At 34.0% G+C, this 16082-nt stretch carries 14 protein-coding genes; 3 read left to right on the top strand and 11 right to left on the bottom strand.

Annotated features, from left to right (window positions below; genetic code table 11):
• Positions 1 to 44 precede the first annotated feature (44 nt).
• From BM383_RS05250 to BM383_RS05225, 6 genes are all read right to left on the bottom strand, one after another.
• Entirely contained in the window at positions 45 to 2306 is a 2262-nt protein-coding gene (locus BM383_RS05250) for an aconitate hydratase (RefSeq protein ID WP_093023741.1), read from the bottom strand.
• A gap of 210 nt (positions 2307 to 2516) precedes the next feature.
• Entirely contained in the window at positions 2517 to 5294 is a 2778-nt protein-coding gene (locus tag BM383_RS05245; RefSeq protein WP_093023739.1) for a bifunctional aconitate hydratase 2/2-methylisocitrate dehydratase, read from the bottom strand.
• Positions 5295 to 5617: 323 nt separating this feature from the next.
• Positions 5618 to 6571 carry an AAA family ATPase gene (locus tag BM383_RS05240; protein ID WP_093023737.1) on the bottom strand — a complete coding sequence of 318 codons (954 nt, stop codon included), beginning with the start codon at positions 6569 to 6571 and terminating at the stop codon, positions 5618 to 5620.
• Positions 6572 to 6578: 7 nt separating this feature from the next.
• Entirely contained in the window at positions 6579 to 8012 is a 1434-nt protein-coding gene (locus BM383_RS05235) for a peptidylprolyl isomerase (protein WP_093023735.1), read from the bottom strand.
• Positions 8005 to 8865: a peptidyl-prolyl cis-trans isomerase gene (locus BM383_RS05230; RefSeq protein WP_245766528.1), complete on the bottom strand. Its 861-nt coding sequence runs from the start codon at positions 8863 to 8865 to the stop codon at positions 8005 to 8007. The genes BM383_RS05235 and BM383_RS05230 overlap by 8 nt, the downstream gene beginning before the upstream one ends.
• Before the next feature lie 2 nt (positions 8866 to 8867).
• Positions 8868 to 10823 (bottom strand): peptidylprolyl isomerase, encoded by a 1956-nt coding sequence (locus BM383_RS05225; protein WP_093023731.1) that lies wholly within the window; start codon positions 10821 to 10823, stop codon positions 8868 to 8870.
• 158 nt (positions 10824 to 10981) lie between these two features.
• On the opposite strand from BM383_RS05225, the gene BM383_RS05220 reads away from it, so the two are divergent.
• The 3 genes from BM383_RS05220 (at position 10982) to BM383_RS05210 (ending at position 12093) form a co-directional block, all read left to right on the top strand.
• On the top strand, positions 10982 to 11323 hold the full coding sequence (locus BM383_RS05220; protein WP_093023729.1) for a T9SS type A sorting domain-containing protein: 342 nt from the start codon (positions 10982 to 10984) through the stop codon (positions 11321 to 11323).
• A gap of 84 nt (positions 11324 to 11407) precedes the next feature.
• Positions 11408 to 11863, top strand: a complete 456-nt coding sequence (locus tag BM383_RS05215) for an SRPBCC family protein (RefSeq protein ID WP_093023727.1) — start codon at positions 11408 to 11410, stop codon at positions 11861 to 11863.
• A complete protein-coding gene (locus tag BM383_RS05210; RefSeq protein ID WP_093023725.1) occupies positions 11860 to 12093 on the top strand; it encodes a hypothetical protein in 234 nt (77 codons plus the stop codon). Before BM383_RS05215 ends, BM383_RS05210 begins: the two co-directional genes overlap by 4 nt.
• A gap of 10 nt (positions 12094 to 12103) precedes the next feature.
• On the opposite strand, the gene BM383_RS05205 is transcribed toward BM383_RS05210, so the two are convergent.
• The 5 genes from BM383_RS05205 to aroQ form a co-directional block, all read right to left on the bottom strand.
• Complete coding sequence (locus BM383_RS05205; RefSeq protein ID WP_093023723.1) at positions 12104 to 12664, bottom strand: tetratricopeptide repeat protein; 561 nt, start codon at positions 12662 to 12664, stop codon at positions 12104 to 12106.
• Positions 12651 to 13340, bottom strand: a complete 690-nt coding sequence (gene prfH / locus BM383_RS05200; RefSeq protein WP_093023721.1) for a peptide chain release factor H — start codon at positions 13338 to 13340, stop codon at positions 12651 to 12653. The genes BM383_RS05205 and prfH overlap by 14 nt, the downstream gene beginning before the upstream one ends.
• Before the next feature lie 2 nt (positions 13341 to 13342).
• Positions 13343 to 14731, bottom strand: coding sequence for an RtcB family protein (locus BM383_RS05195; RefSeq protein WP_093023719.1), 1389 nt, complete (start codon positions 14729 to 14731; stop codon positions 13343 to 13345).
• Positions 14732 to 15076: 345 nt separating this feature from the next.
• Complete coding sequence (locus tag BM383_RS05190) at positions 15077 to 15619, bottom strand: porin family protein (protein ID WP_093023717.1); 543 nt, start codon at positions 15617 to 15619, stop codon at positions 15077 to 15079.
• A 12-nt stretch (positions 15620 to 15631) separates the two neighbouring features.
• A complete protein-coding gene (aroQ, locus tag BM383_RS05185) occupies positions 15632 to 16048 on the bottom strand; it encodes a type II 3-dehydroquinate dehydratase (protein WP_093023715.1) in 417 nt (138 codons plus the stop codon).
• Positions 16049 to 16082 lie beyond the last annotated feature (34 nt).

Below are 16082 nucleotides of genomic sequence, written 5' to 3'. Positions count from 1 at the left end.
CCGGAGATATTCCGGAGTTTTAAAAATATATTCTTGCCAAATGATTAAGCGTTTTCTGCAGCAATTAAGTTTAATGCAGAACCTGCTTTATACCATTTAATTTGATTTTCATTATAAGTATGATTCACTTTGATTTCATCTTTAGATCCATCAGCATGAACAACTTCAATAGTTAACGGAGTATCCGGAGCAAATTTATCAAGATCTAAGAAGTTGAATGTATCATCTTCTTGAATAAGATCGTAATCTGCTTCGTTTGCAAACGTTAATCCTAACATACCTTGTTTTTTAAGGTTTGTTTCGTGTATACGTGCAAAAGATTTTACAATAACAGCTGCAACGCCTAAGTGACGAGGCTCCATTGCAGCGTGCTCACGAGAAGAACCTTCACCATAGTTATGGTCTCCCACAACTACTGTTTTAATTCCTTCTGCTTTATATGCTCTTTGCGTAGCTGGTACAGGACCATACTCACCAGTTAACTGACTTTTCACTTTATTCGTTTCTTTATTGAATGCGTTTACAGCACCAATTAAACAGTTGTCTGAAATGTTATCTAAGTGACCACGGAAACGTAACCAAGGCCCAGCCATAGAAATATGGTCTGTGGTACATTTACCAAAAGCTTTGATTAACAACTTAGCACCTTCAATTTTATCGCCTAATGGCTTAAATGGTGTTAACAGTTGAAGACGATTTGAATCGTCTTTTACAACAACCTCTACACCCGAACCATCTACCATAGGAGCTTGGTACCCTGGATCTTCTACATCAAAACCTTTTGGAGGAAGCTCGAAACCTGTAGGCTCGTCTAATTTAACTTCTTCTCCGTTTTTATTTTTAATGGTATCTGTTAATGGGTTAAAATCTAATCTACCAGAAATTGCAATTGCAGCAACTAATTCTGGCGAACCTACAAACGCGTGTGTATTTGGGTTACCATCGGCACGTTTTGCAAAGTTTCTGTTGAAAGAGTGTACAATGGTGTTTTTCTTTTTCTCATCGGCACCTTTACGATCCCACTGACCAATACATGGCCCACAAGCGTTGGTAAAGATTCTAGCATCTAGATCTTCAAAAATTTGTAATAGTCCATCCCTTTCAGCAGTAAAACGTACTTGCTCAGACCCTGGATTGATACCAAATTCAGCTTTTGTAACCAAACCTTTATCTACCGCTTGTTTTGCAACAGAAGCTGCTCTAGATAAATCTTCGTAAGAAGAGTTGGTACAAGAACCAATTAACCCCCATTCTACGTCTAATGGCCAACCGTTTTCGGTAGCTTTTTTAGTCATTTCTCCAACAGGAGTACCTAAATCTGGAGTAAATGGTCCGTTTAAATGAGGTAGTAATTCGTCAAGATTGATTTCTATTAGTTCGTCAAAATATTTTTCAGGATTGGCATACACTTCTGGGTCTGCCGTTAAGTAGTCTTTATACTTGTTAGCTTCATCTGCAACATCATCTCTATCTGTAGCACGTAAATAACGTTCCATAGACTCATCGTAACCAAATGTAGACGTTGTAGCTCCAATTTCTGCACCCATATTACAAATAGTACCTTTACCTGTACAAGACATAGAGGTAGCACCTTCGCCAAAATATTCTACAATAGCACCTGTACCACCTTTTACGGTAAGAATATCAGCTACCTTAAGAATAACGTCTTTAGGGGCTGTCCATCCAGATAATTTACCCGTTAACTTAACCCCAATTAATTTAGGAAATTTAAGCTCCCAAGCCATACCTGCCATAACATCTACAGCGTCTGCACCACCAACACCAATAGCTACCATACCTAAACCACCTGCGTTTACAGTGTGTGAATCTGTACCAATCATCATCCCACCTGGGAATGCATAATTTTCTAAAACTACTTGGTGAATAATACCTGCTCCTGGTTTCCAAAAACCAATACCGTATTTGTTAGAAACAGACTCTAAAAAGTTAAATACTTCTGAACTTTGATTGATTGCATTTTGCAAATCTTTATCTGCCCCTATTTTTGCTTGTATTAAGTGGTCGCAGTGTACAGTTGTAGGTACAGCTACTTTGTCTTTACCAGCTTGCATAAACTGTAGCAATGCCATTTGTGCTGTTGCATCTTGACATGCAATACGGTCTGGAGCAAAATCTACATACGATTTTCCTCTTACATACGATTCTGTTGCTTTACCATCCCAAAGATGGTTATATAATATTTTTTCTGAGTGTGTTAAAGGTCTACCTACTACTTCTTTGGCCGCATCTACGCGGTCTTTCATACGTGAGTAGGTTTCTTTGATCATTTCAATATCAAATGCCATATTCTTTTTCTTTTTTTATTTTAATTATTTGACCCTCTAAATTATTAAAAATTAGCGAGACATACCGCTAAATACCTATAGGTATTGTTTAATTTAGATTGAGTTTAATTTAGTGAAAAATAAGCAAGTACACTGCTAAGAAAAGGTTAATAAAAAAGCCTGAATTCTAAAATTCAGGCTTTAAATGGTATCTGTAAAACTGTACTATACTTATAGTACTAATTGTTTTTGCGATGGTTTAAACTTGGTTAATACAATGCCGTCTACAGCAGCTTCGTACTCTTCCATTGTTGGTGTTCTACCTAAAATTGTAGACAATACTACAACTGGTGTAGAAGATAGTAAAGACTCTCCTTTTTTCTCACCAGCATCTTTTACCACACGCCCTTGGAATAAACGTGTAGATGTTGCCATAACGGTATCTCCTGGTTCTGCCTTTTCTTGGTTACCCATACAAAGGTTACAACCTGGACGCTCTAGGTATAACATGTTTTCGTACTTGGTACGTGCTAAACCTTTTGGTGCGTTGTCATCAAACTCAAAACCAGAGTATTTTTGAAGTACTTCCCAATCACCTTCAGCTTTTAATTCGTCTACGATATTATATGTTGGAGGAGCGACAACTAGCGGAGCTTTAAACTCTACTTTACCTTGTTGTGCTTCTATGTTTTTAAGCATTTGAGCCAATATTTTCATATCGCCTTTATGCACCATACAAGACCCTACGAAACCTAAATCAACTTGCTTGGTTCCGCCATAGTATGATAACGGACGGATAGTATCGTGTGTGTAACGTCTTGAAGGATCTTCGTTATTTACATCTGGATCGGCAATCATTGGTTCTGCGATTTCATCTAAATCGATAACCACTTCAGCATAATACTTAGCATTTGCATCTGGTTTTAATGCTGATTTGATTCCGGTTTTTAATTCTTGAATTCTATTGTTTGCTTTATCTACTAAACCTTGAAGCATTTTACCTTCGTTATCCATACCTTTTTCAATCATGATTTGGATACGGTCACGAGCAATTTCTAAAGACTCTATTAAGGTTTCATCTTCTGAAATACAGATAGATGCTTTTGCCTTCATTTCTGCAGTCCAATCTGTAAATGTAAACGCTTGATCTGAAGTTAATGTACCAATATGCACTTCGATAACACGACCTTGGAATACGTTTTCACCTTCAAACTGCTTTAACATTTGTTGTTGTGTAGCGTGTACAACATCACGGAAATCCATAAAGCTTCTCATGTTACCTTTAAAAGTAACTTTTACAGAGTCTGGAATTGGCATTGTTGCTTCACCAGTTGCTAAAGCTAACGCTACAGTACCAGAATCTGCACCAAAAGCCACACCTTTAGACATACGTGTGTGCGAATCTCCACCAATAATAATATCCCAATCATCTACCGTAATATCATTCAATACTTTATGAATCACATCGGTCATTGCATGGTACACACCTTTAGGGTCACGACCAGTAATTAATCCGAAGTCGTTCATAAACTTCATTAATTTAGGGATATTGGCTTTTGACTTATCATCCCATACAGAAGCAGTATGACAACCAGATTGGTAACCAGCATCTACAATTGGAGAGATTACAGTAGCAGCCATCATTTCTAGCTCTTGAGACGTCATTAAACCAGTAGTATCTTGCGAACCTACAATGTTTACTTCTACACGAACGTTAGACCCTGCATGTAATGTTTTACCTGGAGTGGTACCTACAGCATTTTTGTTGAAAATTTTCTCAACAGCTGTTAACCCTTGCCCTTCAATAGAAATTTCTTTTGAAGCTGCATAAACTTGAGGAATATCAATCCCTAAAGCTGCACAAGCAAAGGTTTGTAATTTTTTACCAAATACTACAGCATAAGAACCACCTGCCTTTATGAACTCCATTTTTTGTGGAGTTAAGGCTGCAGAGATGTCTTTTAACTCTGTAGTACCGTTATATAATTTTTTCTCTTTTGTATTTATAGTTAAAACGGTTCCTGTTTTTACAGAATATACTTCTTTTAAAATAGGTTCGCCATCTTTATCTACAATGGTATTACCGTTTTCATCTTTTTGTTTTTCCCAGTTTTTTAAGTCGATACCAATACCACCTGTTACCCCAACTGTTGTTAAGAAAATTGGTGCTATACCATTGGTACCTGCAATTACTGGAGCGATGTTGATGAACGGAACGTATGGAGACGAAGAAATACCTGTCCATAACGCTACGTTGTTTACACCAGACATACGAGAAGACCCTACACCCATTGTACCTTTTTCGGCAATTAACATTACACGCTTATCTGGGTGTTGCTCTTTTAAAGCTAATACCTCTTTTTGCATGTCTTTGTTATGCTCAAAAATACACTGCCCGTGTAATTCACGATCTGATCTTGAGTGCGCATCTGCACCTGGTGATAATAAATCTGTAGAAATATCTCCAACACCAGCGATATACGTTACTACTTGAATTTCTTCTTCTACGTCTGGAAGTTTTGTAAAGAACTCGGCTTGCGCATAGCTTTCGATAATTTCTTTAGCAATGCTGTTACCAGCTTTCATAGCACTTGCCAAACGCTCTGTATCTGCCTCGTACAAGAACACTTGTGTTTTTAACACTTTTGCTGCTTGATTTGCAATAGCTTCATCACTACCTAAAGCTAAATCTAAAAGCACTTCGATAGATGGCCCACCTTTCATGTGCGACAATTGTTCAAAAGCAAAATCTGTAGAAATTTCGGCTACTGTAGATTCGCCTAAAATAATCTCTTTTAAAAATTTTGCTTTTACACCTGCTGCACTAGTTGTACCTGGTAAGGTGTTATAAATAAAAAAGTTCAAAGAATCTTCTCTGTTACTATTATTTACATCTTTGATTTGAGAAATGATTTCGCTAAGCAATGCAGCATCATCAATCGGTTTTGGTTGGAGACCTTGAGCTTTACGCTCTTCTATCTCCGTCATATAGTCTTTGTACGTTTGCATAAATAAAGGTTAAAATCAAAAAAACGTTCTTTTCAAAACGTTTTCAGAATTTTGAATTATTCAGACAAAATTACAAATTTTATAATGATTTTAAAATTTCTAATGAATTCTATGAATCACTGAATTTAAGACAAGGATTTAATCCCCTAACTAAGGTTTATTTAAAGAATTGAAAATAAAAAAAGTTCTTTTTTATAAATTAATCAATTTTCACAGTTATTTAGGATTGATATAAATTAAAGACAAATCTAATGAGAACACCTATAATTGCTAACTTTATATACAAGAAATCTAACTTTTAACGGGTTCTTCAGAAGTTAAATTTAAAATAGTTCCGTAATCAATTTTTCTTCTGTGATTCCTTCGGCTTCTGCTTTATAATTTTTGATGATTCGATGGCGTAAAATACCAACGGCTACCGCTTGAACATCTTCGATATCCGGAGAGAATTTCCCATTGATTGCCGCATGAGTTTTAGCCGCCAAAATAAGGTTCTGTGATGCTCTAGGTCCTGCGCCCCAGTCGAGGTAATTTTTGACGATATCTGCAGTACCTTCAGTATTTGGTCTTGTTTTTCCAACTAGGCGAACTGCATACTCAATTACATTGTCAGCCACCGGTATTTTGCGAATCACCTGTTGAAAATTGATAATTTCATCTGCTGTAAACAGTGCATTTACTTCATTTTGAACATCAGTTGTGGTTGCTTTTACCACATTTACTTCTTCTTCAAAAGAAGGATATTTCAATTCAATAGAAAACATAAATCGGTCTAACTGCGCTTCTGGTAAAGGATAAGTTCCTTCTTGCTCAATTGGATTTTGAGTAGCTAAAACAAAATATGGTTTTGACAATTGGTATTGTGTTCCTGCAACTGTCACCGATTTCTCTTGCATTGCTTCTAAAAGTGCGGCTTGCGTTTTAGGTGGCGTTCGGTTAATCTCATCTGCAAGAATAATGTTGGAGAAAATGGGACCTTTTAGAAATTTGAAATTCCTATTTTGATCCAATATTTCACTACCAACAATGTCACTTGGCATTAAATCAGGCGTAAATTGAATTCTCTTAAAATCAAGTCCCAAAGCTTTGGAAATAGTATTCACCATTAAGGTTTTGGCCAAACCTGGCACCCCAACCAATAATGAATGTCCGCCTGAAAATATAGAAATCAAAATTTGATCTATAACTTCTTCTTGACCTATGATTACTTTAGCTATTTCTTGTTTTAGTACTCGATGTTTTGCAACGAGATTTTCAATAGTTTTTACGTCTGACATATAAATTTTATTGGTCTTCTTCTTTCACCCAGTCATTTGCAAAATCACATCCTTCGTGATCTTCACTAACACTGATGTAAGTATCTTTAATTTTCTTTTGAATCCAATCCTTTACTTCATTCAATTGTTTGTCCTGAAGCGCCAATTCTTGAATTCGTGTATAATCTTTTGAATAATCGGCTTTGTGATCATCAAGCAAATTACTCACTTTAATAATCTTGTAATAGATTCTACCGCTTCTATCATCCTGCTCATAAATTGGCTGAGAAATTTCGCTTTCTTTCAATTCTGAAACATTACTATACATGGTAGGATCCATTTTTGATAATTCAAAACGGAAATCAAAAGTCCTAGGGTTTATTAATTTTCCTCCTTCATCTTTTGTTTCTTTCTCATCTGAAAATGATTTTGCAGCTTCTTCAAAAGAAATCTTATCGTCTAAGATTAGTTGTCTTATAGAATCAATTTCGGCTTTAGCTTTGGTCACTGCTGATCTTGGAATTTCTGGTTTAATAAGAATATGACGAATATCTCTTTGTTCACCTCTCACCTTATCAACCGTTAAAATATGCCATCCGAATTCTGTTTTGAAAGGGTCTGAAACTTCTCCTTCTTGTAAACTAAATGCGATGTCTTTGAATTCTTTAACAAATTGAGATTTTCTGGTAATACCAACATACAACCCACCTCTTGTTTTAGAACCTGGATCTTGAGAATATAACATTGCTTTAGAAGAAAAACGAACTCCGTTATCTTCTATATCTTCTTTCATTTTACGCAGTTTTTCAACAACCTTCTCAGTTTCTTCAGCAGGAATTTCAGGTTCTACAACTATTTGAGATATTTCTACTGATTTCCCAAATGTAGGTCTTTCCTCTTCAGGAATACTATAGAAAAACTGTCTAACTTCTTCTGGAGTTACTTCTATCTTATCCGTAATTTGAGTACGCATTCTATTGGTTAACTCTTGCTCTTTCAAGATTTCGGTTAACTCTTCTCGTAACTCACCTTCAGAGTCCATTTTATAAATTTCAAGTACTTTACTCAAATCTCCACCTGTTGATTCCAAAAAGTAATCTACTCTTCTATCTACCATTGCTCGAATTTCGGTATCTGTAACCTCGATACTATCTTGAATGGCTTGGTGCATGAAAAGCTTATCTTCCATTAACTTGCCAAGTAAGTTACAAGAAGAAATATTATCAGTATTTACATCTTGACTTTTAAGACTGATTAATGCTTTTTCAATATCTGAGTCTAAAATGATATAATCTCCTACTACCGAAGCCACACCATCTACTTTCACATAATTTCTAACTACTGTTGTATCTTTTGGCTCGGCAACTACTTCATCTGTATTCATTGCTACTACATCTTCCTGCGCATTTGCTCCAAACACACTCAATGTAAGCATCATACCTGCAAAAATATTCTTATTCATCCTTCTCATCATAAATTTGAAATTGCTTATCCTCAATGGCATCGTTTAAAATATCTTTCTTTAAATTTCTTATAAATTCTAATTTGCGCTGATTTAAGATGATTTGACGTATTGTTGGCTTTATAAAAGCCAAAGGTGCTGCATCATTGGTTTTCTTAAAATCGTTTACGCGCATCAAATATACTCCTAATGAATCTTGTAACTCAAAAAATTGGGATTTTTTTAGATAATCCCCCAGATTTTCCTGGTTCAACGGCGGAATTTTCCTGATCAACTCAGAAGACTTCAACCATACACTATCATTAAACATATAGTTTGAATATTGATAGGAAAGTGAATCTAAGTATTGCTGATCTTCTTCATTAAAACGCTTTAATTTCTCTTTAAATTTTGAGATTTTATCGTTGTTCTTTGGCACACTAATAAATCTCAACTTCAAAACTGATTCACTTAATTTGAAGTTGTCTTTATTCTCTACATAATATTTGGACAAGACAGTATCTTTCACAATTGTATCTAAAGATCGAAGCACCAGCGCTTCTAAATAAGCCTTTGTATAAAGATCATTTTTATAATCTGAAACTAGCAGATTAAATTCTTGGATTTTCTGTTCACTTAGGTTTTTTTGAGCATTTTTCATAAGCAACCTTTTGGTTGCCCATGAGTTGATGTAATTTTGAACAAGTAGCAAACTATCTTGGGAAGAAACCCCTTTTGGCATCAAACTAAGCAACTCATCTTTATACAAAAAATCTTCACCAACTCTTGCCACTACTTCCTTTTCTGGTTCTTTCTTTATTAAATTACAAGAAACCAAAACGAAAGAAAGGATTATGTACAAAAAATACTTCACTCTTATTTCCCTACGTTACGTTTTACTTTTTTCAACACTTTTTTGTTCACCTCTATAGCGTGTCCTTTTCTTAAATTTGACATCCACTCATCTTCAAGGTACTTTTGATAATCGCTAATCACACGACCCTTTACTTCATCTAGTTTCTTGATTGCAGGCTCTTTGATTTCTTTAGCCGCTACTACCAAAAATTCATTGGTGTTTTTTTCGTATACAGAAGAAACTCCTTCTGTCAACGTATAATTTTCCGGTAAATTGTCATTATCAATCTCCATAATACCTTCTGAGAACATCACATTGATTTTCTCCTCTGAATTAAAACTTTCCTTTATAGCATCAATAGCCACACCATTTTTTAATTTAGCAGCTACTTTTTCTGCTATTTCTTTGGAAGAACACGAAGCTACAGAAACTGTTCCTCGTTTTTTCCATTTATAATCAGTTTTGTGAGCGTTGTAAAACTTTTTTAAACCAACAGTATCTTCTTTAGCTTTATCCCAAATTTGATGTTCCATCAAATCAAAAAGTAACAAACCATCTCTATATTCTTGAAGAATATTTGCATATTCAGCATTTTGATCAGCTAAATGTGCTTCTCTATAATCCATTATTTTTTGCTGAACAAAATATTGATAACTCTCAGCTACAAAATCTTTCACATTTACCACATTATTAAATCTTCTTTGACGAATTTCTATCCATTCTAAAAATTCTTTTGCAGTAACTTTTTCGTCATTATTAATTGTAAAAAGATCAATACTGTATTTGTCATTTCCTTTATCAAAGGTCCAATTTCTAGTTTTAAGATTCTCATCAAACGCATTCAAAGCCAAACTATATCCTTCTTCGTTTTCAGAAAAATCATATTCTGCTTTCAATTTCTTTATAAAAGACTCGGTTATATACTTTGAACGGCTATCATCTTTAATCTTCATTTCAAGCATTCTTTTTTCTTGATCAAATGTGCCTAATGGATATTTCTTGATCAATTTGATGATATGCCAACCAAATTTTGTTTTTATTGGATGCGATATATCTCCAGGATTTTTAAGACTGAAGGCTGTATCTTCAAATATAGGTGATGTAGTTTTTCCTGATGATATTTTGGACATTCTACCTCCATTTTGAGCTGAAGCCTTATCTTCTGAGAAATTTTTAGCCATAGCATCAAAATCTGCTCCGCCTAACAATTCTGCATAAACTCTATCAATTTTTTCTTTAGCATGTTGCTGTTCATCAGCAGGGTCTTTTGCATTTGAAGCAATCATAATATGAGCCACATCTAGCTCTCCACGATTTTGTCTTTTATCTAAAACTTTTATGATGTGGTATCCAAAACGAGTTCTAACCGGTTGAGAAATTTCACCTACACTGGTATTATAAGCAACGGTTTCAAAAGGATAAACCATTCTAAATGCAGAAAAATAACCAAGATCTTCCGCATAAACAGTTTTACCATTGTTTACCTTCTTCATTTCTGCATCAAAACCATTTTTCAAAGCATCTTTTCTATAAGCTACAATTTGGTTATATGCTTTCAAAGTATCTTCTGGAGATGCAGCATCACCAACTATAACTAAAATATGTTGTGCTTTTACTTCTTGTTGAGATCTGTTATATGCTTCGTTCAATAACTTTTCCGTGGCATTCGTATCGGTCAAATAGTTTTTTGCAAGTTGCCTTTTATAACCATTAAATTCTCTTAAAAAATTTTTATCTTCATCTAAGCCTAATTCTTCGGCCTGTTTAATTTTCAGTTTATAATCTATAAAAAGTTGCAAATATTCATCAACATCTTTTTGTGATTCATCTTGAACAAGATCTATATTTTTATTATAAATCCTTATAAATTCATCTGAATAAACTGGTGATTCGTCTATGGTAAAAATTACTTCTTTTTTTTGTGCTGATGTAAGAGCTGACAGCATTAGAAACACTAGAAAAATTGTGTTTTTCATGAATTTAGTTTGTTTTTAGGGTAACAAATGTAAGCAATAGCTTTAATTATTCAATAGCTAAAAACGTGGCATATCCTAAATATTGTTTAAAATTAGGATTTTAACTATTATATTTGGCACAAAAGTTGTAATTTTATTTTTAACATTAATCATGCTCTATGAAGAAATTTTACTTTTTATTACTACTACTTTCTACTCTACAAATTGCTCAGCTACAAGCTGCAAGCTTTACTTTCCCTATTGTAGAGGATGTGGTTGTTCTTCAAAAAGATGAGCAGGTTAAGGTATTCTATAACAAAAGTTCGTTATACATAACTGGTTTAAACGAGAAAGCTACTATTGAAATTTACAACATGTTAGGTAAAAGAGTTGCTGATTTTAGCAATGTTCAGCTAACTAATAATTTCAATAAGAGACTCTCGTTACCTATGAACAACATTTTTATTGTATCTGTTCAAACAGAAAACTTTAAAAAAACTTTTAAAATCGTTACCAAATAGTTAGTTCACTTACTAAATAACATAACGTTATTTAGATTTTGTTTTATTTGTTATAGTTAATTACAATTTAACATTCCTCCAATAATGAGATACAGACTGGAAATAGTTCTACAAAAGCCTGTAAAAAAAGTAATGGAAACCTTTGATTCCACTGAGAATCTAAAGCATTGGCAAAAAGGTTTTGTTAGTTTTTCTCCAATTTCTGGAGAACTAGGCGAAGAGGGTTCAAAAGCTAAAATGATTTACCAAATGGGAAATCGTGAAATTGAGATGACGGAAACCATTATCAAAAAAAATCTTCCGCATGAATTTCATGGTACTTTTGAGACCACAGGTGTTTACAATACACAAGAAAATTATTTTGAAATTTTAGATGAAAATGCAACCAAGTGGATTACTGTTTCCGACTTTAAGTTTACAAATTTTAAAATGAAACTTATTGGTTTTTTGATGCCTTCCAGCTTTAAAAAAACTAGTTATCAGTACATGATCGATTTTAAAAATTATATTGAAAAAGGAATTTCCGTAGCTGAAAAATGAGAGATTTAAAAGTTATTTGGGATTTTAGAGGTCCTGATGCAGAACATACTGCAAAACACCATGTGATACATTTAAAAGAATACGCTTCTGCAAAAGATTTACCTTTTATAACAATTGATCTTGAAGTGATAAATGAACACCATACTATTGCTTACATTGCAATATCTGAAGAACATACTTTGGCAATTAGAAATGAATTGAAACCTCACAGAGCGGTTTTATATAAATAAAAAAAGAGGCTTATTTAGCCTCTTTTTCTTTTGTTTCTACATCAGAATTTTCTTTTTTCTTCTCCTTTTTCTTCTTTTTAGGTTCTCCAAAAAGAATCTTCTTCTTCTGTTTCAGTCTTTTTTCTGTTTCCTCTATGACAGTATTCCATTCAGAATTAAAAACATATAATTTTAAAAGTTTCGCCAGTTCTAAGGCTTTCAACAAATCTTGTTGCATTTCGTGCAACAACACTTCTTTTAACTTTATTTCTATTTTATTAATTCCTTTTATTTTCAAAGCAAACTCTATCAATGTATCTGCTTCTTCATAATCTTCATTAAACAAAAGAGCTTCAATATAATATGGATATACTTCTAGTGCCTGAATATCAATGCTCAATGCTTTCTGAAAATATGATTTTGCAATATCGAACTTCTGTAGCTGTTCGGAATACAATCTTCCATATAAACATAATGCCATAGTATTATTCTCGTCATATGACAAAGCATAATCCAAAGACTCCAAAGTCTCTTCTAAACTATATGGATAACTATCCATAGCCTGAAACAAGTATTTATCAATCGATGTCATTTCTCAATCTCGTTTTTAACGCTTGTCGCTGTTTCTTATAACTCTTATCAGTTTTAAACTTTTTAAAATCTGATCCTTTAAACACCCTTATTGGGTTTCCTCTTTGAATCTCTAATTGATTCATCCACTTTTGCTGAAATTGTTCTTGGACTTTTTTTAATTTATCTTCATTCAACTTCAACAATAAACGTTCTCTTGCCAACTTCTTGTTTTGATGCTGTGATCTTGAGTCCATAGCCTGAACAGTTATTTCCGTTGGTAAATGGGTGGCTCTCACCGCTGAACTTACTTTATTTACATGTTGACCACCTGCTCCAGAACTTCTCGTTGCCTGATATTTGATATCCATCTCTGAAACTTCATCAAAATCATTTTTTTCAAGCGCAAATATACCTATAAACAAGTTTTTCCGCTTATGAAATTTTCGAAATTTACTTTGGCCTATCCACTGAATAGTTCCTAACCAAGATTCTGTAAAACTTTCTACTTTATCTCCTTTCAAATGAAGTAATACAGAAGCTACAGTTCCGTTTTCTAATCCGTCCTCTTTTTGTAGCACTTCATAGTGAATACCGTTTTCTTTAGCTTCAGTTAGAAATCGCTTCAAAACTTGAGCTACAACCCAAGTACATTCCGATGGTCCTCGACCAGATGTTATTTGAATAATAGTCTCCATATCTAAGCCATTCTTACAATTTTTGGTGTAAATGTGCCAAGAACAGAAACTAATTCATCTTGAAGCTTCATCACTTTATGAATGTCTTTATAAGCCATTGGAGCCTCATCGATACCACCACCAACTAAATGTACATTTTTTTCTTTTAAAACGCGCTTCATTTCACTTTTTGTGAAACTACTTTTACATGTTGATCTAGAAAATAAACGCCCTGCACCGTGTGAAGCAGAATTTAAACTAGCTGAATTCCCTTTGCCTTTTACAATAAATCCCGGAGCTGTCATGGAACCAGGAATAATTCCTAACTGGTCTTCAGAAGCAGGAGTAGCTCCTTTTCTGTGAACAATACATTCCTTCCCATTTACTAACTCTTTCCATGCAAAGTTATGGTGATTCTCTATGGTTACGACAATTTGTTTACCAAGAGCTTTAGCTATTCGGTAATGAATATTATCATGACAAGCTTTAGCGTAATCTCCTGCCAAGTTCATGGCACTCCAATATTCTTGTCCGTCATGAGTATCTAAATCTAACCAAGTTAAATGCTGCACCTTCGAAGGCAAAGGACATTGCTTGGTTGCCAAATATGTATAATGTTTGGCAATATTAGCACCTAAACCACGAGATCCACTGTGTGACAACACAGAAAGATACTTTCCCGGAGGTAATTTCACACCCGGAATTTCTCCTAGAATTTCGGCTACTCCAAATTCTACAAAGTGATTTCCTCCTCCAGAAGTTCCCAATTGCTTATATGCTTTATCCAACAAACTTTTTACAAGTGGAATTTCTTTAAACTCTGATCTTGAAAATAATTCATGATCCATTTTCCGATCGTGTGTTTCATACATTCCAAACTTGGTATGGTTTTGCAAAATAGCTTGTAACTTGTCTACTTTACCATTCATAAAACTTTCAGGTAAATCAAATATAGACATGCTCATTCTACAACCAATATCTACTCCTACTCCATAGGGAATCACCGCCTTTTCCGTGGCCAATACGCCACCTATTGGCAATCCGTAACCAGAATGCGCATCGGGCATTAAGGCACCTTGTACCGCTATTGGTAATTTTAAAGCACTATACAATTGCTCTTTGGCACTAGCGTCAATTTCATTTTCTCCAAAAATTGAAAATGGAGCTCTTAGATTTCTTAGTTCTTGTTTTCGTATTTCTACCGGGGCAATGAGTCCTTCAGCTACTTTACCCCAAGTTCCATGATTTTTAAACTTTTGAGGCATTAATAAAACTTCTTTTGCCTCTTCTAATATTGCAGACTTCTTTTCTTTTTTTCGATATCTATGAATTTGTCCTAATGCAATATTGATACTATTATTCTTAGGAAACCCTAACTTAATCAGGTCTTTCCCAGAGAGTTTACTTCCCATAATTTATTTCTTAAATTTTTCATATTGATGCAGAACATCAATCTCTAAAATGTCTTTCGACAGATTCTAAATTTTCGGGAAGTTTCGGAAAGTAAATACCTAAAGCATAAACACAAAAAAACCCGAAAATTTAATTCTTCGGGTTTTTCATTATATAAATAGTATTTAAACTTATTTGCTATGAACAATAAAAACCACGAAGAAAACTCACCATTAATCCTGATGGTGCAGTACGGAAGTGTTGACTTAATTTGAACATTTTCTTCGTTTTTAAAAGGTTAATAATTCGATTTCTGCTGCAAATGTTATGATTTTTTTTATACCGAACAAATTTTCTGAAATTTTTTACAAAAAATTATATCCAACCGAAAACTGAAAAACAGCGTTCTTAGTTCCTGAATCGGTAACATCTGAAAGTCCAAAATTGTATCTCCCTTGAAGAAAAATAGATTTAAATTTCACTTCAACACCTGCTGCTCCGCTAAGATCGTAATCTTTTAAATCTACATTAGCCAAGTCAAATCCATCTCCACTTTGATCTGTTACATATCCAAACTGTGGACCAACTTGAAAGCTTATATTTCTTAAAAAATAAATTTTAGCAAGAATTGGCACATTCAGATAATTAATGTCAAAATCAACATCTTCGGACTCTGCACCTTGGGTAGAATATAATACCTCTGGCTGAATTGAAAATTTTTCTGATATTCCAAGTTCTCCTACAATACCAAAATGATAACCAGTTTTACTATCTAAACCTTCAAAACCATCACCAGTGAGTGTTGAAAAGTTCACCCCTGCTTTAATACCCAGTGAAGATTCCTGTGCTCTAAGTAAACCCATTCCACCTAAAAAACTGACCAAAACAATTAAGATTTTCTTTTTCATATAATTTCGATTTTAAATTAAAGATGCAATAGCTAAATCATAGCTTTTTAAACCAAAACCTACTATAATTCCAGCAGCATTTGGAGATATAAAAGAATGATGACGAAACTCTTCTCGTGAAAATGTATTTGAAATATGAACCTCTATCACTGGAGTTGTAATCGCCTTTATGGCATCTGCTAACGCCACGGATGTATGCGTATATGCTCCAGCATTTAATACAATTCCATCATATTCAAAACCTGTTTCGTGCAACTTATTTAATAACTCTCCTTCAATATTTGATTGATAATAAAATAACTCTGCTTTTTGGAATTTATTTTTTAAGTGTACAAAATAATCTTCAAAAGTTTGATCTCCGTAAACTTCCGGCTCACGCTTTCCTAACAAATTTAAATTAGGACCATTCAATACTAGAATTCTTTTCATAAAGTAAATATACTAAATAGTGAATATAAAAAAA

Origin of the sequence: Pustulibacterium marinum, assembly GCF_900116665.1 — a bacterium.
GTDB lineage: Bacteria > Bacteroidota > Bacteroidia > Flavobacteriales > Flavobacteriaceae > Pustulibacterium > Pustulibacterium marinum.
Note: the sequence above shows the minus strand (reverse complement) of the source record. Positions and strands in the feature narration are given on the sequence as shown.